The organism is Campylobacter sp. IFREMER_LSEM_CL2256 (assembly GCF_025771645.1).
GTDB lineage: Bacteria > Campylobacterota > Campylobacteria > Campylobacterales > Campylobacteraceae > Campylobacter_D.
On record NZ_JAKMQQ010000004.1, the window covers coordinates 37,565 to 64,128 of the forward strand.

General features: G+C 29.9%; 25 protein-coding genes and 2 pseudogenes. 6 read left to right on the forward strand and 21 right to left on the reverse strand.

Features of this window, described 5'->3' with window-relative positions; genetic code table 11:
* The 11 genes and pseudogenes from L8U00_RS02775 to L8U00_RS02825 form a co-directional block, all read right to left on the reverse strand.
* Positions 1-954 (reverse strand): chemotaxis protein, encoded by a 954-nt coding sequence (locus tag L8U00_RS02775; protein WP_263663913.1) that lies wholly within the window; start codon positions 952-954, stop codon positions 1-3.
* Entirely contained in the window at positions 954-1,682 is a 729-nt protein-coding gene (locus tag L8U00_RS02780) for a UDP-2,3-diacylglucosamine diphosphatase (protein WP_263708445.1), read from the reverse strand. The genes L8U00_RS02775 and L8U00_RS02780 overlap by 1 nt, the downstream gene beginning before the upstream one ends.
* A 3-nt stretch (positions 1,683-1,685) precedes the next feature.
* Positions 1,686-2,171, reverse strand: coding sequence for a transcription elongation factor GreA (gene greA / locus L8U00_RS02785; protein ID WP_039619215.1), 486 nt, complete (start codon positions 2,169-2,171; stop codon positions 1,686-1,688).
* A 9-nt stretch (positions 2,172-2,180) separates the two neighbouring features.
* Positions 2,181-3,278: a lipid-A-disaccharide synthase gene (lpxB, locus tag L8U00_RS02790; RefSeq protein WP_263708446.1), complete on the reverse strand. Its 1,098-nt coding sequence runs from the start codon at positions 3,276-3,278 to the stop codon at positions 2,181-2,183.
* The gene (locus tag L8U00_RS02795; protein WP_263708448.1) at positions 3,275-6,112 is read right to left on the reverse strand and encodes a DEAD/DEAH box helicase family protein; all 2,838 of its coding nucleotides are present in this window, start codon (positions 6,110-6,112) and stop codon (positions 3,275-3,277) included. The genes lpxB and L8U00_RS02795 overlap by 4 nt, the downstream gene beginning before the upstream one ends.
* A gap of 113 nt (positions 6,113-6,225) precedes the next feature.
* The gene (locus L8U00_RS02800; protein ID WP_263708449.1) at positions 6,226-6,360 is read right to left on the reverse strand and encodes a hypothetical protein; all 135 of its coding nucleotides are present in this window, start codon (positions 6,358-6,360) and stop codon (positions 6,226-6,228) included.
* Positions 6,361-6,380: 20 nt separating this feature from the next.
* The gene (locus L8U00_RS02805) at positions 6,381-7,304 is read right to left on the reverse strand and encodes a hypothetical protein (protein WP_263708450.1); all 924 of its coding nucleotides are present in this window, start codon (positions 7,302-7,304) and stop codon (positions 6,381-6,383) included.
* A pseudogene (locus tag L8U00_RS02810) lies at positions 7,304-9,765 on the reverse strand (DNA methyltransferase). Before L8U00_RS02810 ends, L8U00_RS02805 begins: the two are co-directional and overlap by 1 nt.
* Before the next feature lie 110 nt (positions 9,766-9,875).
* Positions 9,876-10,448 carry a cytolethal distending toxin subunit A gene (locus L8U00_RS02815; RefSeq protein ID WP_263663910.1) on the reverse strand — a complete coding sequence of 191 codons (573 nt, stop codon included), beginning with the start codon at positions 10,446-10,448 and terminating at the stop codon, positions 9,876-9,878.
* A 9-nt stretch (positions 10,449-10,457) separates the two neighbouring features.
* On the reverse strand, positions 10,458-11,261 hold the full coding sequence (locus L8U00_RS02820) for a cytolethal distending toxin subunit B family protein (protein WP_263663909.1): 804 nt from the start codon (positions 11,259-11,261) through the stop codon (positions 10,458-10,460).
* A 2-nt stretch (positions 11,262-11,263) separates the two neighbouring features.
* Positions 11,264-12,072, reverse strand: a pseudogene (locus L8U00_RS02825) (RICIN domain-containing protein).
* Positions 12,073-12,209: 137 nt separating this feature from the next.
* Between L8U00_RS02825 and surE the strand changes: the two are divergent.
* From surE to blaOXA, 4 genes are read left to right on the forward strand one after another with little or no spacing between them, the layout of a single operon-like run.
* Positions 12,210-12,983 carry a 5'/3'-nucleotidase SurE gene (gene surE / locus L8U00_RS02830; protein ID WP_263682452.1) on the forward strand — a complete coding sequence of 258 codons (774 nt, stop codon included), beginning with the start codon at positions 12,210-12,212 and terminating at the stop codon, positions 12,981-12,983.
* On the forward strand, positions 12,976-13,629 hold the full coding sequence (locus tag L8U00_RS02835) for a ThiF family adenylyltransferase (RefSeq protein WP_263682453.1): 654 nt from the start codon (positions 12,976-12,978) through the stop codon (positions 13,627-13,629). Before surE ends, L8U00_RS02835 begins: the two co-directional genes overlap by 8 nt.
* Entirely contained in the window at positions 13,613-14,062 is a 450-nt protein-coding gene (locus tag L8U00_RS02840) for a GNAT family N-acetyltransferase (protein ID WP_263708451.1), read from the forward strand. Before L8U00_RS02835 ends, L8U00_RS02840 begins: the two co-directional genes overlap by 17 nt.
* The gene (blaOXA, locus tag L8U00_RS02845; protein ID WP_263682455.1) at positions 14,059-14,826 is read left to right on the forward strand and encodes an OXA-493 family class D beta-lactamase; all 768 of its coding nucleotides are present in this window, start codon (positions 14,059-14,061) and stop codon (positions 14,824-14,826) included. Before L8U00_RS02840 ends, blaOXA begins: the two co-directional genes overlap by 4 nt.
* Here the strand turns inward: blaOXA and bioC are convergent.
* The 4 genes from bioC to L8U00_RS02865 are packed head-to-tail and all read right to left on the reverse strand — an operon-like array spanning position 14,800 to position 17,958.
* Positions 14,800-15,498 carry a malonyl-ACP O-methyltransferase BioC gene (gene bioC / locus L8U00_RS02850; protein WP_263708452.1) on the reverse strand — a complete coding sequence of 233 codons (699 nt, stop codon included), beginning with the start codon at positions 15,496-15,498 and terminating at the stop codon, positions 14,800-14,802. The genes blaOXA and bioC overlap by 27 nt on opposite strands.
* Positions 15,483-16,109, reverse strand: a complete 627-nt coding sequence (locus L8U00_RS02855) for a pimeloyl-ACP methyl esterase BioG family protein (protein ID WP_263708453.1) — start codon at positions 16,107-16,109, stop codon at positions 15,483-15,485. Before L8U00_RS02855 ends, bioC begins: the two co-directional genes overlap by 16 nt.
* Entirely contained in the window at positions 16,106-17,230 is a 1,125-nt protein-coding gene (locus tag L8U00_RS02860) for an aminotransferase class I/II-fold pyridoxal phosphate-dependent enzyme (protein WP_263682458.1), read from the reverse strand. The genes L8U00_RS02855 and L8U00_RS02860 overlap by 4 nt, the downstream gene beginning before the upstream one ends.
* On the reverse strand, positions 17,230-17,958 hold the full coding sequence (locus tag L8U00_RS02865) for a tetratricopeptide repeat protein (RefSeq protein ID WP_263679494.1): 729 nt from the start codon (positions 17,956-17,958) through the stop codon (positions 17,230-17,232). The genes L8U00_RS02860 and L8U00_RS02865 overlap by 1 nt, the downstream gene beginning before the upstream one ends.
* 128 nt (positions 17,959-18,086) lie before the next feature.
* Between L8U00_RS02865 and L8U00_RS02870 the strand changes: the two genes are divergently transcribed.
* Positions 18,087-19,355 carry an adenosylmethionine--8-amino-7-oxononanoate transaminase gene (locus L8U00_RS02870; protein ID WP_263682459.1) on the forward strand — a complete coding sequence of 423 codons (1,269 nt, stop codon included), beginning with the start codon at positions 18,087-18,089 and terminating at the stop codon, positions 19,353-19,355.
* Here L8U00_RS02870 and bioD read toward each other — a convergent pair.
* The 3 genes from bioD to L8U00_RS02885 are packed head-to-tail and all read right to left on the reverse strand — an operon-like array spanning position 19,329 to position 20,570.
* Positions 19,329-19,901, reverse strand: coding sequence for a dethiobiotin synthase (gene bioD, locus L8U00_RS02875; protein WP_263708454.1), 573 nt, complete (start codon positions 19,899-19,901; stop codon positions 19,329-19,331). The two genes, L8U00_RS02870 and bioD, sit on opposite strands and share 27 nt — an antisense overlap.
* A 7-nt stretch (positions 19,902-19,908) precedes the next feature.
* Positions 19,909-20,223: a DMT family transporter gene (locus L8U00_RS02880; RefSeq protein WP_039619256.1), complete on the reverse strand. Its 315-nt coding sequence runs from the start codon at positions 20,221-20,223 to the stop codon at positions 19,909-19,911.
* The gene (locus L8U00_RS02885) at positions 20,223-20,570 is read right to left on the reverse strand and encodes a DMT family transporter (protein ID WP_087699708.1); all 348 of its coding nucleotides are present in this window, start codon (positions 20,568-20,570) and stop codon (positions 20,223-20,225) included. Before L8U00_RS02885 ends, L8U00_RS02880 begins: the two co-directional genes overlap by 1 nt.
* 174 nt (positions 20,571-20,744) lie before the next feature.
* On the opposite strand from L8U00_RS02885, the gene L8U00_RS02890 reads away from it, so the two are divergent.
* Positions 20,745-21,779, forward strand: a complete 1,035-nt coding sequence (locus L8U00_RS02890) for an isoaspartyl peptidase/L-asparaginase family protein (protein WP_263708455.1) — start codon at positions 20,745-20,747, stop codon at positions 21,777-21,779.
* Here L8U00_RS02890 and L8U00_RS02895 read toward each other — a convergent pair whose 3' ends face one another.
* From L8U00_RS02895 to L8U00_RS02905, 3 genes are all read right to left on the reverse strand, one after another.
* On the reverse strand, positions 21,780-22,202 hold the full coding sequence (locus L8U00_RS02895; protein WP_263708456.1) for a Sua5 YciO YrdC YwlC family protein: 423 nt from the start codon (positions 22,200-22,202) through the stop codon (positions 21,780-21,782).
* Entirely contained in the window at positions 22,199-25,462 is a 3,264-nt protein-coding gene (carB, locus tag L8U00_RS02900) for a carbamoyl-phosphate synthase large subunit (protein ID WP_263708457.1), read from the reverse strand. The genes L8U00_RS02895 and carB overlap by 4 nt, the downstream gene beginning before the upstream one ends.
* Before the next feature lie 97 nt (positions 25,463-25,559).
* Positions 25,560-26,531 (reverse strand): catalase, encoded by a 972-nt coding sequence (locus L8U00_RS02905; RefSeq protein WP_263708458.1) that lies wholly within the window; start codon positions 26,529-26,531, stop codon positions 25,560-25,562.
* Between the last annotated feature and the right edge of the window lie 33 nt (positions 26,532-26,564).

The window sequence follows — 26,564 nt, forward strand, 5'->3', positions numbered from 1 at the left end:
TTACTCCTCACCTTTTTCATGTTTTTTAATAACACGAGAAATTTCAGCAAAGAAATCACTTGCGTTAAATTTAACCAAATATCCCTCACCACCTGCTTCTTTAACACCTTTATCACTCATAAACTCATTTGATAAAGAAGAGTTAAACACGATAGGAATATTTTTAAATCTCTCATCTTCTCTTACTTTAGCCGCAAAGTGGAAACCATCCATTTGAGGCATTTCAACATCACTTACGATGATTTTTAGATGTTTATTTAAATCATCACCATAGGCTCCATATAGCTCTTGAAGTTTTTGTAAACCTTCAACCCCATCTTTTGCTTCTACAACTTTTAAGCCGATTTTATTAAGTAAATCTTTAACAAGTTTTCTTGCAGTAGAACTATCATCAAGTGCTAAAGCTATACCCTCAATTTTTTGAATCTTATCATCTTCAATATCAGTTTGTGGAGTATAAATTCCAAGCTCTTGCACTATACTTTCTAAATCTAGGATAAGTAAAACCTCATCACCCTCGATTCTAGTTACACCTGTTATTTTGCTTTTATCCAAGCTACCTGCACTTGTAGCAAAATTAGCTGGCTCGATATTTTTCCAATTAATTCTACGAATTCTTTTTGCCTCATGTACGATAAAACCGATTAATACATTACTAAATTCAGTAATGATAACTCTAGGTTTTATATTTGTCATTTCTGGCTCTTGAATTTGCATCCATTTAGCTAGATTAATCACAGGAATTACCACACCACGAAGATCAAAAATACCTTCAACATACTCAGGCACTCCTGGAATTTCAGTCAAAAAAGGAATTTTTATGATTTCTCTAACCTTAGAAACATTTACACCATAAATTCCCTCATAGACTTTATCTTGGCCTTGCTTAAAGATGCGAAAATCAACAAGCTCCATTTCATTTGAACCTGTTTTAACGACATTCTCATCAAACATTATGCCTCCTTAAGTTCTATTTTGTGAAATCTGATTTCTGGTTCATATTTTACTACAAAAAAACTTTCCTTGTATGCAAAAGTAGGTAAATTTAAATATTTTATATTCTCAAATTCTAAAAATACATCTTGATGATAATGTCCTTCTATTATAAATTTTACATTGTAGTGTTTTATACGCTCTTTTACTAAAGTAGCAAATTGAGGAATTTTTCTAATAAGTTGTTTTTTATTTTGATTTTTTAAAATTTTTTGAGTAATTTTTTCTTTACTAGTAACATTTAAAAAATTTAAAAAAAGTAGCAAATAATGATTTCTCAAACTTTTTAAGCAAAATTGCAAAAAAGGTCTTAAAAAAATATCCCCATGGGATAATTTTACTAAGGTTTTATCTTTAAATTCGCAAAGCAAAGGCTGTTGTTTTATGCTAAAAACCTTCACTTTTTTAAAAAATTTAGCCAAATTAAAATCATGATTACCTTCTAAATAAATGATTTCAATCTCATCAGCAAGCTCTTCAAGTAAGTCTATATAAGCTTTTGCAAAATCATGCGTGGCTTTTACTTCATAAATTAAAAGATCAAAAATATCGCCCATTAAAAAAAGCTGTGGAGTTTGAATTTTTTTATCTTTTAAGGCTTGTAAAAAATCCCAAAAACCACGCCTATTTTCATTTTCATGCACATCAGCAATGAAAATAGCATTTTCTTTTATAATTATTTTTTGCAAAAATTAAAATTCCAAAGCTTTGTATTCTATAGAAATGATTTCAAATTCACTCTCGCCTTTTGGCAAACGCACTTTAAAATCATCCCCTTCTTTTTTACCAAGCATTGCTTTAGCAATAGGCGAACTAATGGAAATATAACCTTTTTCTAAATTTCCCTCATTTACCCCTACTAAAGTATAAGTGCTTTGTTTTTCACTTTCTAAATCCTCTACAACAACAGTTGAGCCAAATTTCACACTATCATGCTCATAAGAAGATGGATCGATGATTTGCGCTCTTGAGATCAAATCCCCAAGTTCAGCTATCTTACCTTCTATAAAAGCTTGTTTTTCTCTAGCTGCGTGATATTCTGCATTTTCTTTTAAATCTCCATGGCTTCTTGCTATGTCTATTTCTTCTACTACTTTTGGGCGTTCAACTTTTTTTAAATGTTCTAATTCTTTTTCTAATTTCTCATAGCCATATTTACTCATAGGTTCTTTTTGCATGATTTATCCTTATTTGATTTCATAAAGTATTTTAGCTAAATTTTTTGCACTTGCAAATTGCAAATATTCTTTTAAAAAATCTACTTTATCAAAAAATGCCTTATAATCGTATTTAAGATAAGCTTGATACAAATTTTCCACATTCACTTGCTCTTGTAAAAATTCAGGATTAAGCTCGCTTTTTCCTGCAAAATCTAAAAAGATATTTGCAAGGCCTATGTGTTTGAGTTTTACAAAACATCTTGCGATAAATACATCAATAGCTTTAGCCTTATAAGCAAGCACAAAAGGCGTGCCGACCAAAGCTGCTTCAAGTGTAGCTGTACCACTACAAATAAAAGCAAAATCAGCATTTTTAAGCACTTTTGGGGTATTGTTTTGAATTTCAAAGCCATTTATATCTCCATAAAGTTCTAGTCTTTTTAAATTAAACTCTGGCACACAAAGGATTTTTTTACCTTTAAATTTAGTGCTTAATTCTCTAAAAATAGGCATTAAACGTTTTATTTCACTTTTTCTTGAGCCTGGTAAGAAAGCGATTGTTTTTTCATCATCTTTTTTTGAAAGTATATTTTTTACATCTTCTTGATTTTTAAATTCTTTTATCTCATCTAAAAGTGGATGTCCTATATAAGTACTTTTGCTAAAAAACTCACTATCAAAAGGCAAAATAGAAGCTAACACATCAAAATGACTTTCTATGATAGGTATGCGACCTTTTTTCCATGCCCAAACTTGAGGCAAGATATAATAAATTCTTTTTACTTTAGAATTTGCTTTTTTTAAAGCCTTTGCAAAAGGTATGTTAAAAGCGGGAGAATCTATACATAAAATCGCATCAATCTTTTGAGTAAGGCTTAAATTTACTAGCTCTTTTATAGCTCTTTTGGCTTTTAAAATGAGAGGCAAAACTTCTATAAAACCCATAGCACTAAACTCATGTGAGCTATAAAGTGGCTTGGAGCTTAGACTAAATTCTTTACACAAACTCTCATCATAAATTCCTACTAAATCAAATTCTTTATACTCGTTTTTATAAGCTTTTAAAACTTCTTTTAAATGCAAATTTGCTGAAGGCTCTAAAGCACAAACTAAAAAGGTTTTCATTTGAAAATATCCTCTATTGTGGATTTAACAAAGTCTTTTAATTCATCTGAAAAAGTATAATTTTTATTATAAAAAAATAAATTTACTTTTATGTTTTTATCTTCATAGCTTAAATTTTTATTTTCAAATATTGCTTTAAAGCCTTTTAATTTAAATCTAGGATTATCTTCTATTTTTAAACCTTTTGGATCTATAAAATATATAAAAAAATCTCCACTTTGTTTATTTTTTAACCAAAATATAAAATCAGGATAAAATTTTCTTTCTTTTTGTTGTTCTTCATCAAAATAAGGGATATAAATTTCATCTTGATTTTCTACCAATTTAGAAAAATACCATTCATATTGTTCAAAAAAAGATGATTTTAAATTACTTTCTAAATCTTCTAAAAATTCTTTTTCACTTTTATTAGAAATGGCAAAATTAATCTTATTTTCTTTATCATTTTTATTGTAAATGATTAAAGGGCTATAATAATGCTTGCTAAGTTTTGCACTAATTATATAGTTTTGCACCTCCTTGCTTTTTTGACTTTCTTTTATACCTTGCATTAGCTCATCTAAATTTATTTTTTTATTTTCAAAATCTGCTTTTAATTCATCTTCGCTTTTTGCATTTAAAACATCTTTTATAGTCTTATTGATTTTTTGAACAGTTTCAAAATCTAACTTTGCTTGTATATTTTTATGGTGCGTTATTTCTTCTTCTAACTTTACAAATTTATCCAAAACTTTGGCCTTAGAATTTAATACGCTATTAATTGTTTTTAATGTTGTTTTTTCATTAAATTCTACATTGTCTCCTGATTGTATTTTACTTTCTTTTCCTTCGCTAAATTTATAAAATTCTTCTAATGTGGAATATTTAAAATTTTTATACAAACACTGCTCTAAAATCAAAACATCCTCATCGTAAGATTTTATAAATTCTTTTAAAGATTTTGCTTCTTTTTCTGAAATTTTATAAATATTTTTTAGCTTTGCTTCATTTTTGTATTTTGGCACAGGTAAATTAAACGACAATTTTGTTTCTTTAAATCCTTTTAAATGCTTACTTTCCATAAATTCACATTCTATACCCTCTATGATAGCTTTTATGGCTTCATTATCACTTGCCATTACAAAAAGAGTTTCTAAACCACATGCTAAATTTACACATCGCTCATCAATTTTAAACATCTCTTTTAAAGCATTTAATCTCTTTCTTATATTTAAGAAAGGTTCTATTCTAACACCTCTTCCTATAGTTTGCAAAACATATTTTTTAGCATTAATGCTTCCTATATTGATAAAAGAAATTAAATTTACACGATTGCTATCCCAACCTTCTGAAAAAACCTTACTTCCTAGCATTATATTGATAGAAGATTGTGAGCTATTGATATTTTCAAAATGACTTTGTGATATATCACTTATGCTTTCTACCCCAAGCTCAAGTAAAAAATCTTTTTCCCATTCTTTTGCATTTGAAATATTTAAAAGCATGAAAGGTTTGTTTGAATTTTTACTCTTAAAAGCCAATTCTTTATCATTTCCTTTAATGCTATAACATTCTAATTTTGCATTTGCATTTGCATAAAAAATATTTTCTCTAAGTTCATCATTATTTGCATTTTTTATATATTTTAAAAAATCATCACTTAGTGTATTTATACCAAAATACAAATTTTGATTTTGAAGTTTTTCATAAAGTTCTAAAGCTATATTGCTCACATCTACTTTATTTTTTAATACATTATACACTGCTTTAAAATACGCTTTTATACCCGCATCTTGAGTATTTACTTTATCAGAAACTGCTATGATTAAAGGATTATGATATTTAAAGTCTGATCTTTTTAAAAACAATTCTTCTTTTGATTTTACAATAGCATTGAAAATTATAAAACTTTCTAAAATCGTTTTAATTTTTACTTCTTCGTTATTTTCACTTTTAAAATCTAAATTCTCATTTAAAACTGCTATATTTTTACCATATCCTTCTTGATTGAATTTTTGAAGATTATAATTATAAGCACAAGTTATAAAGTCTATTTCATCTTCAAAGGTAGCAGAAAAATTAAAAACAAAGCCTTTTGGAAATTCATCTTCTTTGATAAAACCTCTAGCAAGCTCATGATAATAGTTTTTTCTTAGTGATGTTTTACTATCGCCTCTATGAGCTTCATCTAACAATATATACCAACCACCTTTATTAAGATAATTTTTATAGTTTAATCTTTTTGCTTTTTTATCTTTGCCTACATTTTCTTCACTCTCAAGTAAATCACTTCTTGCAAAATACACCACCGCTTCATTTAACAAACTAGCTTCTTTTTCTATGCTTTCAAAATCTTTTAAATCTTTTATTTTGATAAAATTGCTGTGATGATTGTTGTATTTAGCTATATTTGCTTTGAATTGATTTAAAATCTTATCATTTGGTGCTAAAAGCATGATAGGCTTTTTAGGTAATTGATTATTTTTAATAAATTCATGTATCAAAGCTATAAGTTTGATCATAACTATAGTTTTACCACTTCCTGTAGCCATCCAAAATGAAGCTCTTGCGATATGTTCTTTTTGTAGTTTTAAATTCTCACTTTCATCTTGATAAAATGCTAAAAGATTTCTGCGTTCTTGATTATATTCATGCGAATTTAACTCATCTTTCATATAAAAAGAAAGTATGGCTAAAGCATTTTTAACACTTTCTTGCTGATAAAATTGTAAATTTATAGCTTGAGAAAAATTACTAAAATCATAACTTTCATCAAGCTTTTGCACTAGTGATTTATCATGGATAAATTTATTTAACAATAAATGTGTTCTTGTGTTTTGTTTTGCTTTAGCCATTATTTTTCCTTTAAAGCTTTAATTGTTTTTCATCATTTTCAGCATGTAAGAATTTTTTACATACTGAAAATTCTTGTAACTACTCATCTTACAATATGTTTTTAATATACATATCAATATTTTCTCTTAGGATGTAAAAAAGTTTTTACTAAACTTTCTTGATTTAAATACACACTATCGCCAAGTTCATAAAACCCTGCTTTGAACTTTTTAACTTGCATAGTATAAAAAATAATGTTATTTTGCATTAGCTTTTTTACCTTTAATCTCAATTAAAAAGACTTGGTATTTTATAATCATACTTTACTTGCAGATATTTTTCAAATTCTTGAGGAATAACTTTAATTTTATTTTCATTGAAATTAAAAATTTCTTGAATAAAGTATTCCTCCGTTTCCTTATTTCCATTTTTTATTTTTGTATCTATGCGTAATAAAGCCTTGATAATATCATCCTGATTACCTTCTTTAAGCGGATAAAAACCATCTAAAAATTTTGACATAAATACATTATCTAGTATTTTTGCATTAAACTTTTTTTTAGTCTCTAATAATTCAAACGTCCATTTTCCTTGTTGCTTAGTGTTGATCGATTTTGAAATTATTAAATCTAATATTTCATAATTAGGTTCTAATTGACGGATAATATCACCTTTTTTAATATGATTAATAAAATCTTTTTTTGGTATTGCATTGCTATTCTCATTGTTAAAACTTATTGATTTTATCGTTTTGCTCTTATTGATTGCTTCATACAACACGCTTTTTTCTTTTATAGATTTATCTAAAATATACCCGCAATTACCTAATTCGTTATTTATTTTTTCGAGTGTAAATATATCTTTTTCCAATACACCTTTTATTACATCTCCTAAAATTTGTCCAGCCCTCTTATAATAATATGGTGTTTCATGTCCTGTTAAGCCTTCAACAAAGGCTCTACCAGCTTCACTTTCATTGAGCCAAGTCAAAATACAAACACCTGCACCTAACAACATATGTTTAATTTTTAATTTAAACGAACCTTGTTCACATGGATATATAACCAATGAAATATCTTGATAATTTGATAACAACTTTACACACAAATCATTGCTAATTATACTAATAGTATTTACAATCGAATTCATTTCATCAAGAGTAATATAATGCTCATCTTGTCCTAAATAAATATATAATTCACTCTCATTCATCACTTTTCCCACCAAATTAGATTTTTTAGTTTTGGATATTTAATTAAGTCTATATTTGCTAAATTTATAATCTCATCGTTTTCAAATTTGCAAGATTTTATGCCATTTTCATCTATAAAAATATTTTTGATTTGAAGTCCTAAAAGATTTGACATCGTTAAAAATATATCAAATTCTTTATCATAAGCTTTCATATCAAGACATATATTTTCGCCTTTTTTAAGTGCTTTTATGAGTTTGCGTGATTTTCTATAATCTATAAGTGAATTTTCATCAAGTTTGTATTCACAATTTTCTAAACTTTCTTCATAGCTTTCAAGTTCATAGTATCTAAAAGCACCACCACCTTTAAAATTTATCATTTTAGAAAGAGATGATCTTCTTTTTTTATCTATAGCACAAAATTCAATATCACCAGCTATAACATTCTTCATTCTTCCAAGCAAACCCAACCTATATTCATATTTCTTAGTATCTTTGTTAAATGTTAAATATTTTTCATAAAAATGTTCGCCCATTTCTATGCCAATGTATTTTCTATTTAATTTATGAGATACCGCCAAAGTAGTTCCACTACCTACAAAAAAATCCATTACAACACTATTTTCATCAGAACTAGACTGTATTATTCTTCTTAGCATATTTTCCGGTTTTTGTGAACTATAAAAAGATATATTTTCACTAACTCTCATTTCAGATTGAGTAAAAGAATACAAATCGTTCCAAATATCACCCAATGGATATATTTTTTCATCTTTAATGTCAATCTTTTCATGACATAATTTACCATTTTTCCATTTTTGAATATAATATTCGTAATCTGTTATTTTTTAGGCGTTTCAATTGTAGAAATTCCTATTAAATCAAGCTGTCCTAAATTTAACAAAGAAGAATTTCTATTTGGCTTCCACAGTTTATTGAAAATGCTATTTGCTTTTTTTAAAAAAAGAATAGTTGAGCTTTTTAAGACAAAATTATTACCAAAGCTTTTATATCCAAATAAATCGGCTTCTTCATCTTTGGTAGCATTTGTGTCAAATGTAATTTTTTTACACTCCATTTCTCCAAAAAATTCGTTCAATAAAATTCTCCCAAAATAATCAGCATTTTCATCCAAATGCAAATAAAAACTTCCTTTATCGCTTAAAAATTCTTTTGCTAATTCCAAGCGATTATGCATTAAAGAAAGCCAAGTGCTATCTTGAAATTTATCTTTGTAGTCAAAGTCACTTCCTGTGTTAAATGGTGGATCTATGTAAATTAGATCTATTTTACCTTGATATTTTGGCATTAGAGAGTTAAGTGCTTGAAAATTATCTGCTTTTATAAGCTCTCCATTTAAAATTTCATCTAAATTTTCAAAACTTTGCAAAAGTTTATAATAATTTTCCTCACTTAAATACTTTGTATCAAGCGGTAAGAATTTGTATTTTTCATCGTTTATAAACTTTATATCAAACTCATCATTTATGAAATTTAATTCTTTCCATTCTGTAATTTGCTCATTAAATTTTACATCTTTGTAGATGGATTTTAAAATTTCATCAGCGTTGTTTGAGTGTGATTTAATAGTATCTAAGCTAAATACATAGTGAACATTTTTAGCAAATTTTGGCTTTAACCATATAGCTTTTAACTCATTTTCAAAGTCAGCTATCATATCAATGATAGCAAAAGCGATTTGTTTTAGATCGTTGATCTCATCTATCTTTTCTTTAGTCCAATCAGTAATGCTATCATTCACATAAGAAAACAACCACAAATCAAATTGTTCTTTTAAAAATTCTTTCGCATTTTTATGGATAAAAAAATCTACTTCATTTTGTTTTTTATAAGTTTTAAAAAGCTTTTTTAGCTCTTCTTCTTTTATGTTTATTTGTGCATTTTTTAAAGTCTTTAAAAAAACATCACTAAATTCACTTGAGTTTTGTTTAAATACATTTGCACCATCATTATTTTTAGAATTTATCACTTTTATGTTTATATTATCATCTTGTATATTTTGCAAATAAAAATTGATTTTATTTTTGTTATTATCAGCATTTTGCTCATACTCATCGGTAAGAAAATTTAAAGTGTATTTTTTATCTTCACTTTGCAAGCTTAAAGGATTATAAATAGTATCTGATTTTACATAGTATAAATTTTGTGTTTTATAAAAAAGACTTGTGTCTTTTGAATTTGAATATACCCTTGCATAGATATTTTTATACATAGGTGTATCGTAAAAAAACGGCGTTCCTGTTTCGTTTAAATAGGTGCTAAAAAAATTATAAAGTTTATTATAAGTATCTGTATAAAGATTTTGTGTGTCTAAATAGTCTTTGATTTTTTGAAAATATTTTTCTTTTATAACAAGTAAATTTGTAAAACCATTTTTAGCTTGGTTTTGCGAATTTTTGATTTTCGCACCTAAATAACAATCCTCTAACTTTGAATAAAATGCTTTTTTATAATCCATGCTTTACCTTTAAATTTAAAGTTAAAATAATATCTTTTTTTGACTTAAAAAAATGAATAAATATTGCGTTAAAAAAGTAAAATTTACTTGCTAAAATAGCAAGTAAATTTTTAATAAAGCGGAGTTGCTTCAACGATAGCAGGGGCAAAGAAAAATAATTCTTTTAATTCTATAGGTACAGAAGGATTTACGGTACAATCATCTAAACCAAAGCGATTTTCTATAGGCACGCGTGCTTCATAAAAAGTGCTCATACATTTTACCCCACCATGCGTTAAAGACCTGATTTGCACAGCAGAACTTGTAGTAGGCATGATAGAAAAAACCGTTTGCATTTGTCCATCTTGTAAATCTTGCTTACAAGATTTTGTTCCAAAAGTTTTTTCATCTAAAACAGCCAAACACACATCAGCACCTCTAGGATTTATAAACTGCACATAACCAAAAGGGCGTTGCACAGCATACCTGTCTTTTTCTTTTAACTCATCGCTAAGTATTATTTCTTTTAAAAACCAATTTTGCTCTTCTAGTATTTCAGAGCTATACCTAAAAGGACTTAGTGAAATTCCTGTTTCTAAAGATCTTATGGCAAACATAGGTGTAAAATCTTCTAATTCATCTAAACTAACCTCAGCTCTTAAAAAACTCAAAACCATAAAAAATAAAATACAAATTTTTTTCATCATTTACTCCTAAGGTCTTCTAAAATTCACAGGAAAATGATCAGAAGCTAAAAAAGTTCTAAGTCCTGCTACAGCTAAAAGAGCAATGATTGGCGGTGGATTATACAAAGAAGCTGTATTGGAATTTCCTGTGATAGCATAGTCAATAATCCTTCCGCTAGTTTGAGTATTAGTATTTGGAGGGATCACACGCGTACGCGCTCTTAAATCTGGATCAAGTAAAGAAACCAAAGATCCTGCTTCTCTATTAAAATCACCCAAAATCATCCAATTAATCTCTGGTCTATTTCTAAAAAAACTATCCACAGCACTCACAATAGCTCCACCATCATTACCCCCACTTGCTAAAGCATGTATGCTAAAAAACGCATCATTTCCTATGCGAATTCCTATAATAGGTCTTGAAGCAACGGTTGGAGGTGGTAAAACAAAAACCTCATCAGCTTGCACTCTACTTACTATAGCCATATTCACACGATTTGCCCCAACATCAACTCTTGAATAGTATATAAAAACAGAATTTGGACGGCTTGATGAGCCCAAATTCCACTCATACTCATGAATAGGAATTCCAACTCCCACAGGTTGAACTTGTCTTGGGGTCATTATAGCTGTACTTGGTAAAACTCCTGCTTCTTGAACAGCTAATATATCCATAGGATTAGCACCCGTTACAAGCTGTCTTATACTAATATTCCATTTGCTTTCAGTAGAAGCTGATGAGCCTTGTAAATTCCAAGTGCCACTATTATAATTTTCTAAAGCTCCAAATAATAAATTAAAACTAAAAATTAAAAATATTATCTTTCTCATTATTACTCTCCTGTATAAGCATAAGGTGATCTTGTTTGAAAAGCAGGCGCACTTATACTCCATTGTCTATCTAAATTTTTTTCTTTTGGTTTCAAACAAGGCGTCAAATAAATACTATAATAGTTAAAATAAAATTCCTCCATTACATTTCCAACTGTTGTTTGTATACATTGTTGGGTAGCATAATTTTGAATTTGATAAGCGCCATTACTCATAGGAAAGAGTCTCCAATACTGAGCAAAATTGCTTTGATCACAAGGATAATGCACAATGCCATTTCCATAGGCATTTAAACAAGTTAAAGTTTTTGCATTTTAATCATTACTTTATTATTTGGAAATTCAATGAACTGCCAAACTCTTGCATCACCAAAAGGCTTGCTATCAAATAAATTATAACCCCATATCCAATTCCCTGGATTTAATGCCCAAACAGTTAATGCAGCACCATTTGGATTCATAATAGTTACAAAATCACTTGCAATACCTGAATTTTCATACAAAGCGTTTGAAGTAAATTTATTATCCGAAGTTAACCTTGGCAATGGTCCTTTTATGGGATTATCTCCTTTAAAAGTATTTGTAGTAATTACTGGTGGCACAAGCGGTATAGCAGGAAAATGTTTCCCATCTACTAAAGCTGGTGTTTTTTGCTTAGCAGGTGGTGTTGGATTTTTACCTATTTTTAAAGGATCAATATCATTTACACCGCCCAAAGAACGTGCCAAAGGATTAAATTGCTCTTTAGAAGAACATCCGATAAAAAAAGCTACAAATACACTAAATATCATTATGAATTTAATTTTTTGCATTTTTCCTCCTTGAATATTTAAATTTAAATATATTATCATAATTATAAATAAATTGTAATACAAAACACCATTAATAATTTTTCTTTATTTTAAAAAATATTTTATCACTTATGTTAAAATTTAAAAAAAGGAAAAATATGAAAGAAATTTTAATAACAAACGATGATGGCTACGAAAGTGAAGGTTTAAAAAAACTTATTAAAATGCTAAGAAAGCATTTTAAAGCTAAAATCACCATAGTAGCTCCTGCTAGTGAAAAGTCAGCATGCTCGCACTCTATAACACTAACCAAACCTTTGAGATTTCACAAGGTTGGTAAAAGATTTTATAAACTTGATGATGGCACGCCTGCAGATTGTGTTTATCTTGCTTTGCATGCTTTATACAAAAAGCGTTTGCCTGATCTTGTCATAAGTGGGATTAATAAAGGAGCTAATGTAGGCGAGGATATAACCTACTCAGGAACTTGTGCAGGAGCAATGGAAGCAGTACTTCATGGAATTCCTGCCATTGCTTTATCACAATTTTATAAAGATAGCCAAAAAGAGCTTGATTATAAACTTGCTTTAAAACTTACTAAAAAAATAGTCAAAAATATCTTTGAAAAGGGCTTTCCTTTAGATAAAAAAGAATTTTTAAATATCAACTTTCCTTCTAGCAAAACAGCCTTTCAGGGCTTAAAAATTTGCAAAGCAGGTAAAAGAATTTATAGTTATGAAGCACACTCAAATACAAATCCAAGAGGTGTAGAATACTACTGGCTAGCTGCTGCTAATCTTGATCATGAAAATGAAAAAGATTCAGACATAGCACTTTTAAAACAAGGCTATGCCACAATAACCCCTATAATGCTTGATCTAACAGCTTATAAACAAATGAAAAATCTCAAAAAATGGATAAAAAATGGATAGATACACGCGTATAAAATGGCTTGTTAATGAAGAAAATTTTATCAAAATTCAAAACACTAAAGTTTTAGTTTGCGGACTTGGTGGAGTTGGTGGAATTTGCGTTGATGCGCTTTTTAGAAGTGGCTTTAGCAATCTAACTTTAATTGATGCGGATAAATTTGAAACTACTAATCAAAACCGCCAACTTCATAGCGAAAATATAGGCGAGGAAAAAGCTAAGGTTTTTGAACGCATTTACAATGCCAAAGGTATAGTTAGTAAAATCGATGATGAGTTTTTGAAAAGTTTTGATCTAAGTGAGTTTGATTTAATCATTGATGCGATTGACGATATACCTGCTAAGGTTGCTTTGGCTAATTTGGTTGATTTGAAAAAGCAAATTTTTATCTCATCAACCGGTGGAGCTAGAAAGCTTGACCCAACGCGTATTAAAACGACAAGCATATTTAAAACACATGGCGATGCTTTAGCTAAAAAATTCCGCTATGAGCTTAGAAAATCAGGCTTTAAAGGGGATTTTGATGTGGTATTTTCAGATGAAGAAGCTCATTGTAAAGATCTTGGCTCATTTATGGGTGTAACAGCCTCTTTTGGACTTGCTTTAGCTTCTTTGGCTTTAAGGAAAGTGCTTGATAAGAAAGCTTGATATAAAAGACTTAACTTCTTGTATCAAGCTTTTTAAGCAAAGCGTATCCACTCTTTGTAAAAATGATTACACAAAAGAACAAATTCATGCATGGATTAATATAGACCAAAAAGCTTGGGAAAGAAAATTTCAAAATCAACTAGGTTTTGTTTATGAAGAAAAAGGCCAAATCATATCTTTTATAAGTATAAATTTAGAAGAAAAAACACTCGATCTTTGCTTTACTCATACAAACTATGCTCATCAAGGTTATGGCAAAGCTTTATTGGAATTTGCTCTTAAAAACTATCCTTATAGTGAAATTTATACTTTTGCTAGCCTTAGTGCTAAAAATTTCTTTTTAAAAGCAGGATTTAAAATCATCAAAGAAAATATTGTTATAAGAGATCAGCAAGAATTGAAAAATTTTTTAATGAAAAAGGAAATAAATTGAAAAAATTACTTTTACTTTTTAGTCTTTTTTGCTCTTTTGCTTTGGCAAATGAAAATTTAGAAGATCTTTTTAAAGATTACAATGAAAGTGGAGTTTTTATAGCTTATGATGGCAAAAATTATTATAGTAATGATTTTAAAAAAGCAAACAAGCGCATTTTACCTGCCTCTACTTTTAAAATTTTCAATGCCCTAATCGCACTGAATGAAGGTATTGTAAAAGATACCAATGAAATTTTTTATCACTACAAAGGTGAAAAGGTATTTTTACCCTCTTGGAAAAATGACGCAAATTTAGCCCTAGCTATGCAAAGATCACAACTACCTGCTTATAAAGAACTAGCTAGAAAAATCGGCTTAGAAAAAATGCAAAAAAACTTAAATAAACTTAATTATGGCAACCAAAAAATAAGTAAAATCGACGAATTTTGGATAGATGATTCTTTACAAATTAGTCTTAAAGAACAAGCAAACTTACTTTTTGAACTAGCAAATCTAAAATTAGATTATCCTAAAAACATACAAAAAGAAATTATAAATATAATAAAACTTAGCGAAAATAGCCATTATGAGTTTTTTGCAAAAACAGGCTGGGGAAAAGAAAAATACGGACAAATCGTAGGTTTTATAAAAGATAAAAAAACTCATCAAATTTATGCTTTTGCTTTATGTATGGATATAAGTGATTTTAACAAGCTTTATCTAAGAGAAGAATTAGCAAAAAAATATCTATCAAATTTAACAAACTTGACACATAAAAAATAAAGGATGGTAAGTCAAGGTATTTTGAAATTCTTTTTCGTAGTTTTTTAAAAATGCCTTGCTTATAAAAAATTTATCACCCAAAGCATTAACCCCGCTTAATTTCAAATGTCTAAAAAGCTCTAAAGTATCATCAAATTTTAGCTCTTTTAACTCTTCTTTTGCCTTGATAATCTTAAATTTTTTAGAAAGCTTTTGTGCAATTTGCTCTAAAGTTAAATATTTAAGTGATAAATTAGTGCTTTGTTTTATTTGAGTGAAATTTTTTTCTCCAAAAGTAGAAAAAAGTAAAATCCCATTTTTATTTAGCATGCTTGCAAAATTTTCTAAAAGCTCATCTATCTTTAGCCACTGCATGCAAGCATTGGAAGCTATAAGATCAAATTTTTTCGTATAAAAATGATGATTTTTAAGATCATTCATATCAAAAATACCAAATTCATCAAACTTACAAGGATTTTCAAAAGCATAAATGTCATTTAAAAAATAATGCTTAAATTTAATACACTCTTGCAAAGCCTTACTAAAAATCCCTACCCCACAGCCAAATTCAAACACCGCTTTAAAATCGCTCAAATCATTCTCACTAAGCATTTTACAAAGCTCTTTAGCCATGTCTTTTTGCACTGGTGTATTTGCACTATAAGTGTCTTTTGCTCTTATGAAAGTTTGCAAAGTGCTTCCCAAGTGTGGTATTTAAAAAATGCAAAATGTGGCTCATCGACAAACATTGCCTTTTCTTTGAAAAAATTCAAAACATGCTTTGGTGGAAAGATCTTATCATCTTTACTGATTATGGCTTTATCCCAAGTGAATTTTTCGTTTAAATCTTTAGTGCAAAACTCATATAAACTTAAAAGTTCTGCTTTTAAATGCTCGTTTTTTTCAAAATAAAATTCATCACTTAAATTCATTCTTTTTTCAAGCAAATTTGCTTTAAAATCTTCCAAAGCAAATCTTTTCATCGTAAGTTTAAAAATGGCTTTTTTAATCCCAAATTCATCATTTATAGGTAAATTTGTGCCATTTATGGCTATTTTTTTATCAAATTTTATATCTTTTAAAATTTTGCTCGCCACGCAAACTCCCATAGAAAAGCCAATAAGAGTGATTTTTTCAAATTTATGAAGATCAAATTCCCAATCAAAATTCGCATAATCATACACCATTAAAACATTTACATCACTTTTTAAATGCGTAAAATGGCTAAAATGTGAGCAAAACCCTGAAAAAAATAAAATCAACTCGCGCGAATTTGCATTTTCATGTAAAAAATGAGTTTTCAAAGTACCTCCAAAACCTTTTCTAAGTCTTTTTTCACTAGCCCAGTATGCAAAGAAAAGCGAATTCTAGCTGTATTTTTAGCCACGGTTGGCTCTTTAATAGCAGGCGCAAAAACACCATTTTCTAAAAGCTTTTGTGAAATTTCACTAGCTAGTGCATTTTGCCCTAAAATAAAAGATATCACATAAGCCTCGCCTAAAACTGCACCTTTACTTGCTAAAGCATTTTTAAACCAAGCGCTTAGCTCTAAAAGCTCTTTTCTTTGAGCATTAAATTCGTGCAAATGCTTAAAAACATGCAAAGTCCAAGCTACATTGATAGGCGCAATGGCAGTTGAGTATATAAAAGCTCTTGCCTTGTTGATAAAAAAATCTTTTTCATTACTTATCATGCAAGCTCCCATAGAAGCTATAGCCTTACCAAAGGTAAAAACTAAAAAATCCACTTCCTTTTCTAATCCCAAAAATTTCACATAACCCAAACCATCATCATTAAAACACCCTATGCTATGAGCTTCGTCAATATAAATTTTGATATTTTTAAACTCTTTTTTTAAATTTATGAATTCTTTTATAGGTGCAAAATCTCCATCCATACTAAATAACGCTTCACTTACGATGATGATATTTTCAAATTCTTTATAATGCTTTTGCACTAAGCTTTGTAAATGCTTTATATCATTGTGCTTAAATCTTATAAATTTAGCCCCGCCAAGCCTTAAACCATCGATGATACTTGCATGCACTTGTTTATCTGCTAAAAACAAAGTATTTTTAATGCTTGCTAAAGCTTGCAAACAGCTAACATTTAAGGCATAGCCATTGTTAAAATGCAAGATTTTTCTGCCTAACTTAGCTTCTAAAAAGCTTTCAAATTCATCAAAAATCGCATAATTTCCACTCAAGCTTCTTGAACTTGAACTAGAAAATTCAAATTCTTTCAAATGTGTTAAAAAATCTTGCTTTAATGCTTTTTCATTGCTTAAATTTAAATAATCATTACTCGCTAAATTTAGCAATTTTTGCCCATTATAAACGACATATTTTCCCTCATGTTTTAATGAGCGTAGAATTCTAAAATTATCTTGTTGTTTTAGCTCATCTAAAATTTGTGCAATTTGCATTATTGTTTAAACCTTGCATAGTTTTCACAACCTTTATCATATTTCAAATCACAAGCCTTGCCAAAATACTCTAAAGCTTTAGAAATATCTTGTCTAACACCATATCCATTTATATACACAACTCCAAGATTAGAACAACCTGAACCTTCATTTAAACCACAAGATTTTCTATAAAATTCTAAAGCTTTATAATAATCTTTTCTGACACCATTTCCGTTTATATACATAGTTCCAAGATTAGAACAACTCACACCATTATTTAAATTACAAGCTTTTTGGTAAAGTTCCACTGCTTTAAAATTATCTTTTTTTATTCCTTTGCCAAATTCATACATGACACCAAGATTAGAACAAGCTGAACCAATATTTAAATCACATGCTTTTTCATAAAGCTCTATAGCTTTGAAATCATCTTTTTTTACACCAAATCCATTTTCATACATAAAGCTAAGATTATAACACCCAGCACCAATGTTCAAATTACAAGCTTTTTGATATAATTCAACCACCTTAAAACTATTTGTTTTTACACCTTCGCCTACACTATACATAATGCCGAGATTATAACAACCCGTTCCATTATTTAAATCACAAGCTTTTCTAAGATATTTTTCAGCTTTTACATAATCACCATTTTCATAGGCTTTAATTCCTTTTTCAACCAAATCCTCTTGCGAGTATGCAAAATTTAAAAATAAAATCGCCAAGATAATCAATACTTTTTTCATACTTTACCTCTAAATTTAAGATAAAAGCTAATTATATAAATATTTTCTAAATAATCCTTTTTCATTTTAAAGCATAAATTTGAGTAAAAATTGTAGTATCATTAGTAATAAAAATCAAAGAAGTAAAAATGAATTTAAAAGAACTAGACTTAAAACACATTTGGCACCCTTGCACGCAAATGAGCGATCATGAGTTTTTACCTTTAATACCTATAAAAAAGGCTAAGGGAGTGTATTTGTATGATTTTGATGAAAAATCCTACATAGACTGCATTAGCTCTTGGTGGGTAAATATCTTTGGTCATTGTAATGAATACATCAATGAAAAATTCAAAGATCAACTTCAAAATTTAGAGCATATCTTGCTTGCTGGTTTTTCACATGAGCCTATCATAAAGCTTTCGCAAAGACTTTGCAAGCTTTTACCTTTTAATAAATGCTTTTTTGCAGATAATGGTAGTTCAGCCATAGAAGTGGCTTTAAAAATGAGCTTTCAATACCACTTAAACAATGGCTCTAAAAAGGATAAATTCCTATCACTTAGCAATTCTTACCACGGAGAAACCCTAGGTGCATTAAGCGTTGGCGATGTAGCACTTTATAAAAAAACCTATGAGCCTTTACTTTTAAAAAGTATCACAACACCTGTGCCAACTAGCAAAGACTATACAAAAGAACTTGAAATTTTAGAAAGTATTTTAAAAAATCATCATCATGAAATTTGTGCTTTTATACTTGAGCCTTTACTTCAATGTGCGGGCAATATGCACATGTATGAGCTTGGGTATTTAGATGAGGCGATTAAACTTGCTAAAAATTATGGCGTGCAAGTGATATTTGATGAAATAGCCACAGGTTTTGGACGCACAGGGGAGATGTTTGCGCTTGATTATTGTTCGCAAAGCATTGATTATATATGTCTTTCAAAAGCTATCACGGGTGGGTATTTACCCCTTTCAGTGGTGCTTACTAAAGATGAAATTTATGAGAAATTTTATGATAGCTATGAGAGCCAAAAGGCCTTTTTACACTCTCACTCTTACACGGGTAATGCTCTAGCTTGTGCAGCGGCTAATGCGACTTTGGATATTTTTGAAAAAGAAAATATCATCGCAAAAAATAAAATCAAAAGTGCTTTTATAAAAACTCAATGGGAGAGTTTAAAAGAATTTGACTTTTTAGGAAATTTTAGAAATTTAGGTATGGTAAGTGCATTTGATATACAAAAAAGCAAATACCAAAGAGCAGGACTTGAAGTCTTTCAAAGAGCCTTAGAAAAAGGCTTGCTTTTAAGACCACTTGGAAATACAATTTATTTCATGCCACCATATGTTATAAATGAAGATGAGATTGCTTATGTAGTGGAGTCTTTAAGAGAGATTTTCAAGGATTTTTGAAAGTTTTTCACACACTTTATCATCAAATTCTATGATAGGAATTTTAGTGTAATTGCTTATAAAATCCTTGCTAAAATTATCTTGGGTTTTTAAGATTAAAGCAAGGATTTTAATATCTCTTTGTTTTAGTGCTTCTATACTTAAAAGCGTGTGATTGATACTTCCTAGATAGTCTTTTGCCACTAAAATCGTAGGGTACTTAAACACACTCATATAATCAATCATTGTTTTTTCATCATCAAGGGGCGAAAAAAGTCCACCAGCTAGTTCGATGATAAGTTTATCGCTTTGTGGAATTTGTATATCAAAAGCTTTATAGCTTAAATTTTCTAAAATCCTGCCTTTGTGCGGGGAAGCAGGGGTTTGTAAAAACACACCTTCTTTAAAAATCTTAGTTTTTGGGCTAAACCCAGCTACTACCTCACCATCTTTTGGCGTGCCTGCTTGGATAAGCTTAAAATAATCAAATCCTAATTCCTTGCAAATTCTAGCACTTAGATAAGTTTTGCCAACATCTGTGTCTATACCACTAATGTATATTTTCATTTTAAACCTATGAAAGTATTTTTAAACCCACAGTACAAGCAATGATAAGAGCAATCAAAAAAAGCTTTAAAAAGCTTTTACTTTCTTTGTAAAAAAGCACTCCGATGATAACCCCACCTGCAGTTCCAGCTCCTGTCCATATAGAATAAGCCACACTCATAGCAATGCTTTGCATACTAAGGCTTAAAAACCCAAACGAAAAACCAAAACACACTATCAAAGCTAAAAGATAAAGCTTATTTTTAGTGCTTACAAGTTGTTTCATGATAATCACACCAAAAATTTCAAAAGCAGTCGCTAAAAACAAAAAGAACCATTCCATTATTTAGCTTCCTTGCTAATGATTTTAAGGCCTATGATACTTAAAAGTAAAATAGCTATTAAAGTAAGTTTGGTAATAGAACTTGGCTCATTGAAAATAAACATCTCATTAAGCACCACCCCAACCGTGCCAATACCTACAAAAACACTATAAGCAATGCTTACTTCAAGTCTTTCACAAGCTTTTAAAAAACATGTAAAAGATATGCAAACCCCAATGGCTGTTAAAGCATAATGCCAAATTTCAGTAGAGTATTTTAAACCACTCACCCAAAAACACTCAACCAAACCACCTAAAATCACCATAAACCAACCAAAATTAGAGCTTATTTTTGTTCTTTCTATCATAATCTACCTTTTTTCAAAAGCGCAAATTATAGCTAAAATTACAAAAATAAAACTTTAATCAAAAACTAAACATATAATAATAAAAAATATCATTATTATAAATATTTTTATAATATTAATTTATATTTAATTTTTATTATTATAAAATCAAAAGCTTGTAACAAGGAGATAAAAATGAGTTTTTTAACAAATAGTAAAAAGGCTTTATTAATATTAGCTAGTTTAGCATTTTTAACAAGTAATAATACTTTTGCAAAAGATTTTGAACCTATCATCGTGATACACGGTGGTACAAGTGGCTTAGGACTTACTAAAGAAGAATTTGCTAAAAGAGAAAAAGTAATGAAAGAATCTTTAAAAGCGGGCCAAAGCATACTTGAAAAAGGTGGAAGCTCTGTTGATGCAGTTATAGCTGCCATTAAAGTAATGGAAGATAGTCCTGAATTTAATGCTGGAAAAGGTGCTGTTTTTACTTCTGATGGATTTAATGAACTTGATGCATCTATAATGGATGGAAAAAATTTAAGAGCAGGTGCAATTGCTATGGCTAGGACGATTAAAAATCCTATAGAGGCAGCAAGACTTGTTATGGAAAAAACACCTCATACTTTAATAGCGGGCGAGGGTGCTGATAAATTAGCCAAAAAACATGGTTTAGAAATAGTAGGTCAAAAATATTTTTTCACAGAGCACAGATACAAACAACTTCAAGAAGCTAAAAAAAGCAAAGAAGTATTACTAGATAGCGATAAAGCAAAGGCTCATCTTGGTGTAAGCACAGAGCCATATTTAGGCACAGTAGGTGCGATAGCTTTAGATAAAAATGGCAATCTTGCAGCAGGCACAAGCACAGGTGGTACTACAAATAAAATGACAGGACGCATTGGAGATTCTCCTATCATAGGGGCAGGAAATTATGCAAATAATGACTCAGTTGCGATTTCTTGCACAGGAACAGGTGATATTTATATAAGAGTGGCTGTGGTTCATGAAGTTGCGTCTTTGTATAAATACAAAAAACTTTCAGTACAAAAAGCAGCCGAAGAAACTATCAAACAAGTAGCTAAACTTGGTGGCACAGGTGGAATCATCTCTATAGATAAAAATGGAAAAGTTGGCTATGCTTGGACTAAAGATAAACTTGGAATGTATCATGGACAAGCAAAAATCGGTGAAGAACCAAAAGTATTTTGGCCGCTTGGAAAATAATTAGCGCAACTTAACTTTTTTAACGCCTCGAAGTTTAAAAATCTTTGAGGCTCCGCTTTCAAAAAACTTTTCATCTACTATTTTATCTGCATTTTGCATAGCCCAATTTAGATCAAATTTTTTTCCATGAAGATTTGCAGAAGTAGAATAAAGCCAATCAAACTCTTTTAAAAAATTCTCATGAGCACAATCTTTCACGACGCGTATTGCTTTAGAATTAGGATATAAAAAAGTAGTTTTTTTGGATTTTCTAATAGTGTTTTTAAAATGACTTGGTACTCTTGTAAGTTTTTTAAGCTCACTAAATTTAGCTGTAGTAATTAAACAATCTTGCTTTAAAGGTCTTTTCTTTAAAGTATTAAGGGCTTTTAAGTCCTTGCTTAAAAACCCTGCTGTTGTATCAGTTTGAGCAAGATAAATCATGCTTTTAAGTATTCTTGTAAGCTCTTTACTTCAAGACATGATTTATTTTGTATAGCTTTAATCGCTTTAGCACCTGCATACGCTGCTCTTAAGTTTGTAAAATATGGGGTTTTAAAGCGTAAAATATTTGCTCTAATTTTTTTAGTATCACCTTTAAAACTATGCTCATCGCTTGTATTTATAGCAAGTTGAATTTGAGAATTTTTTAACTTATCCTCTACATTTGGGCGTCCTTCAGAAATTTTATGCACAAACTCACACTCTAAACCTGCTTCTTGTAAAATTTTATAAGTACCGCTTGTTGCAATGATTTTAAATCCTAGCTTAATGTATTCATTAGCTAAATCTACTGCGTATTTTTTATCTTGTTCTCTTAGTGATAAAAATACATTGCCACTTTCTGGTAAGAAATTTGAAGAAGCAAGTTGGCTTTTTGCATAAGAGTTTTCAAAGTCTTTGCTTACACCCATAACTTCACCGGTTGAGCGCATTTCAGGCCCAAGCTCAAGATCGCTTCCACTAAGTTTAGCAAAAGGAAATACCACTGATTTTACACTAATGTGTTTTGGTTTTTTAGCTCTTAAAATCCCATTTTTTTCTTCTACCACTTTAAAGGTATCATAAAATTTCAAACTTTCTCTTAAATTTCCTTGCCACATCACGCGCGTTGCAACCTTAGCTAAAGGAATTCCTGTAGCCTTACTTACAAAAGGCACAGTTCTACTAGCTCTTGGATTTACTTCTATCATATAAAGTTTATTATCATGGATAGCAAATTGTATATTTAAAAGCCCTACCACACCTAAATTTAAAGCAATATCTTTTGTTTTTTGCTCAATCATTTCAAGCATAGTTTCATCAATATTTACAGCAGGTAAAGAACAAGCACTATCGCCTGAGTGAATTCCTGCTTCTTCAATATGCTCCATAATACCTGCTACATAAACTTCTTTTCCATCGCTTATCGCATCTACATCAAGCTCAGTTGCATTGTCTAAAAATTGATCGATTAATACCGGAGATTTATCACTCACATCTACGGCTTCTTGCATATAAAGTCTAAGCTCGCTCTCATCATGCACCACACGCATTGCACGACCACCCAAAACATAGCTTGGTCTAACAAGCACAGGATAACCTATCTCATTTGCTTTTATAATCGCTTCTTCAACGCTTATAGCTGTGCCATTTTTAGGTTGATTTATGCCTAAATCTTCAATAAATTTAGCAAATTTCTTTCTATCTTCAGCTAAATCTATCACCCTTGCACTTGTTCCTATAATCTTTGCCCCAAAAGCACTAAGGCGTTTTGCAAATTTAAGCGGAGTTTGACCACCAAAATGCACTATCACTCCATCTGGTCTTTCTCTATCAATAACCGCTCTTAAATGCTCAAAATCAATTGGCTCAAAATACAAAATATCGCTTATATCATAATCTGTTGAAACCGTTTCTGGGTTACAATTATACATTATAGTTTTTACACCCATATCTTTTAGAGCAAAAGAAGCGTGCACGCAAGCATAATCAAACTCAATGCCTTGTCCTATGCGGTTTGGTCCACCACCTATAATCATCACTTTTTTATCTTTTTTATCTTTACTTTCTTTTACTTGCGTAGCTTCATTTGTATTAATACTTGAGTATAAATACGGGGTCAGTGCTTCAAATTCGCCTGCACAAGTATCTACTTCACTATATTGAGCGATGATTTTGTGTTTAATTCTTGCATAATAAATATCATTTTGGCTTAACTCAAGATTATCTTTTTGATTAATTAAGCTAGCAATTTTTTTATCTGAAAAACCTAAGGTTTTAGCTTTTCTTAATAGTTGCTTATTACTTAAAATATCCATATCTATTTGATTTTCAAATTCCACTATTTCTTTGATTTGATTTAAAAACCAAGGATCTATTTTGCAAAGCTCAAAAAGTTCTTGCGTGCTAAAACCTTCTCTAAAAGCTTGTGCTATATAAAGCAAGCGTTTTTCATTAGCTTGGCGAATTTTTGCTAAAAGCTCATTTTTATCACATTCTATAGTATCAAACCCGCTTAAATTTCTCTCAAGTGAGCAAAGTGCTTTTTGAATGCTTTCTTTAAAAGTTCTCCCTATAGCCATAACCTCACCCACGCTTTTCATAGCAGTGCCTAGCTCTGTGTTTGCATTTGGAAATTTTTCAAAAGTAAAACGAGGAATTTTGGTTACGATATAATCAATTACTGGTTCAAATGAAGCAGGAGTTCCTGTGATATCATTTTTAATCTCATCTAAACTAAATCCAACCGCTAAAAGCGTAGCTACCTTAGCTATAGGATAACCCGTTGCTTTGCTAGCTAGGGCTGAAGATCTTGAAACCCTAGGATTCATTTCAATAACTATCATTCTACCATTAGTTGGATTGATAGCAAATTGCACATTTGATCCACCTGTATCTACTCCGATTTCTCTTAAAATAGCAAAAGAAGCATTACGCATTGCTTGGTATTCTTTATCAGTCAAAGTTAAAGCAGGAGCTATAGTAATAGAATCACCCGTATGAACCCCCATAGGATCAATATTTTCAATAGAGCAAACGATAATACAATTATCATTTTTATCTCTAATGACTTCCATTTCATATTCTTTCCAACCAAGCAAGCTTTCTTCGATTAAAATTTCATGGATAGAGCTTAGTGCTAAAGCAGTATTTGCAAGCTCTGCAAACTCATCCATATTATACACCACGCCACTTCCTGCACCACCTAAGGTAAAAGAAGCTCTAATCATCAAAGGAAAACCAATCTCATCAACAGCTTTTAAAGCTTCTTCATAATTATACGCATACATAGATTTTGGCAAATCCATGCCAATTTTTTTCATACATTCTTTAAAAACTTGTCTATCTTCGCCTTTTTTTATCGCTTCAGGATTTGCACCTAAAAACTTGACATCTGCAAGCTCACCACTTTCATAAACTTCCATAGCAACATTTAATGCAACTTGGCCACCCATAGTAGGTAAAATCGCATCGATTTTTTCTTTTTTGATTATACTTAGAATACTTTCTTTAGTAATTGGTTCTATATAAGTTGCATCAGCAAATTCAGGATCTGTCATAATAGTAGCTGGATTAGAATTGATCAAAACCACTCTATAACCTAGCTCCTTTAAGGTTTTTGCTGCTTGAGTTCCTGAGTAATCAAACTCGCAAGCTTGACCTATAACGATAGGCCCACTGCCTATTAATAATATATTTTTTATATCTGTTCTTTTTGGCATGTATTTTCCTAAGCTGAATTTTTAGCCAAATTATAACAAATATAAGTTTTTTAGAAGTTGAAATTAATAAAGAATTTAGCTCTTAAAGAGCTAAATTTTATTGACGCTTACCAAAAGTTATAGCATAAGCTTCATTTCTTACATCAAATAAAGGATCTTGTGGTGGATTAACCCCTTGAGGTACATCTGAAGGAAAATATACATCAAAATTACAATCTTCCTTGCTCAAAGCTTTAATTTTAAAAGTCCCAACTAAACTTTCTTTGTGTTTACCACTCCACAAGGCCGTTGTATCATTAGTAATATCATTTTTATTTGCATATACTAAATACATCTTATACTCAACTGGCTTATTAGTCTTTATACGATTTTGAAAATCTTCTTTTAAAAAATCACTACTTGCACTTTTCATTTGTGCCTCATTTAAATACGCCACACCTTCGCTTGGAACTAATTTCCATCTTGCTGGTAGATAATTTTCTCCATTTGCTTGTTTAAAATAAAAAGTATGGATACTAAAAAATGGAGTATTTGCTACGCTTTTACTGATACCAATTTTATCCGTATATGCAGCAAAATTTCTATAAGAATCAACCTCTTGCATCATCTTGCTTATTTTTTCTTGATCAACTTTACCATTTACAGGAAGTCTCATTTCAAAAAACTGACCAAACTCTTTAGGATTTTTTGCAAAATTTATTTCTGTATTTAGCATAACCATAGTCCAAGAGGCAGAATCTTTAGGATCAGTAATTCTAATAGCCATACCCCTTGTTTTGCTTTTATCATCTTTAAAAGCGCCACCCAAAGAATATCTTACTTGGATTGGCAAACTTTTTTGTGTTAATAAAGGCACATCAATTTCTTTATTGATAGACAAAGCTGGCTCAAAAGTTCCCATAGCACAAAAACCCTTTGCATGATTAACCTTTGCTTTTGGATTTTTAGGGTCTGCATTAAGTTGATAAAAAATATCTGCTATTTTTTGCGCATCATATTCTACTTCGTTTGCATAAATAGCACCACTTAAACAACAAATAGCCAAACAACTGCTAATATATTTTTTCATTAAAGCTCCTAGTTTTAAACTTAGAAGCTATTG

What these genes read in the sequence shown, in the direction of transcription:
- L8U00_RS02815 (WP_263663910.1), bottom strand. Translation starts at nt 10,448, where the DNA reads ATGAAAAAAATTTGTATTTTATTTTTTATGGTTTTGAGTTTTTTAAGA.
- lpxB (WP_263708446.1), bottom strand. Translation starts at nt 3,278, where the DNA reads ATGAAAACCTTTTTAGTTTGTGCTTTAGAGCCTTCAGCAAATTTGCAT.
- L8U00_RS02880 (WP_039619256.1), bottom strand. Translation starts at nt 20,223, where the DNA reads ATGGAATGGTTCTTTTTGTTTTTAGCGACTGCTTTTGAAATTTTTGGT.
- carB (WP_263708457.1), bottom strand. Translation starts at nt 25,462, where the DNA reads ATGCCAAAAAGAACAGATATAAAAAATATATTATTAATAGGCAGTGGG.
- L8U00_RS02795 (WP_263708448.1), bottom strand. Translation starts at nt 6,112, where the DNA reads ATGGCTAAAGCAAAACAAAACACAAGAACACATTTATTGTTAAATAAA.
- L8U00_RS02835 (WP_263682453.1), top strand. Translation starts at nt 12,976, where the DNA reads ATGGATAGATACACGCGTATAAAATGGCTTGTTAATGAAGAAAATTTT.
- L8U00_RS02895 (WP_263708456.1), bottom strand. Translation starts at nt 22,202, where the DNA reads ATGATTTATCTTGCTCAAACTGATACAACAGCAGGGTTTTTAAGCAAG.
- L8U00_RS02860 (WP_263682458.1), bottom strand. Translation starts at nt 17,230, where the DNA reads ATGCAAATTGCACAAATTTTAGATGAGCTAAAACAACAAGATAATTTT.
- L8U00_RS02865 (WP_263679494.1), bottom strand. Translation starts at nt 17,958, where the DNA reads ATGAAAAAAGTATTGATTATCTTGGCGATTTTATTTTTAAATTTTGCA.
- L8U00_RS02775 (WP_263663913.1), bottom strand. Translation starts at nt 954, where the DNA reads ATGTTTGATGAGAATGTCGTTAAAACAGGTTCAAATGAAATGGAGCTT.
- surE (WP_263682452.1), top strand. Translation starts at nt 12,210, where the DNA reads ATGAAAGAAATTTTAATAACAAACGATGATGGCTACGAAAGTGAAGGT.
- L8U00_RS02885 (WP_087699708.1), bottom strand. Translation starts at nt 20,570, where the DNA reads ATGATAGAAAGAACAAAAATAAGCTCTAATTTTGGTTGGTTTATGGTG.
- bioD (WP_263708454.1), bottom strand. Translation starts at nt 19,901, where the DNA reads ATGAAAATATACATTAGTGGTATAGACACAGATGTTGGCAAAACTTAT.
- L8U00_RS02890 (WP_263708455.1), top strand. Translation starts at nt 20,745, where the DNA reads ATGAGTTTTTTAACAAATAGTAAAAAGGCTTTATTAATATTAGCTAGT.
- L8U00_RS02800 (WP_263708449.1), bottom strand. Translation starts at nt 6,360, where the DNA reads ATGCAAAATAACATTATTTTTTATACTATGCAAGTTAAAAAGTTCAAA.
- L8U00_RS02905 (WP_263708458.1), bottom strand. Translation starts at nt 26,531, where the DNA reads ATGAAAAAATATATTAGCAGTTGTTTGGCTATTTGTTGTTTAAGTGGT.
- L8U00_RS02805 (WP_263708450.1), bottom strand. Translation starts at nt 7,304, where the DNA reads ATGAATGAGAGTGAATTATATATTTATTTAGGACAAGATGAGCATTAT.
- L8U00_RS02820 (WP_263663909.1), bottom strand. Translation starts at nt 11,261, where the DNA reads ATGAGAAAGATAATATTTTTAATTTTTAGTTTTAATTTATTATTTGGA.
- greA (WP_039619215.1), bottom strand. Translation starts at nt 2,171, where the DNA reads ATGCAAAAAGAACCTATGAGTAAATATGGCTATGAGAAATTAGAAAAA.
- L8U00_RS02870 (WP_263682459.1), top strand. Translation starts at nt 18,087, where the DNA reads ATGAATTTAAAAGAACTAGACTTAAAACACATTTGGCACCCTTGCACG.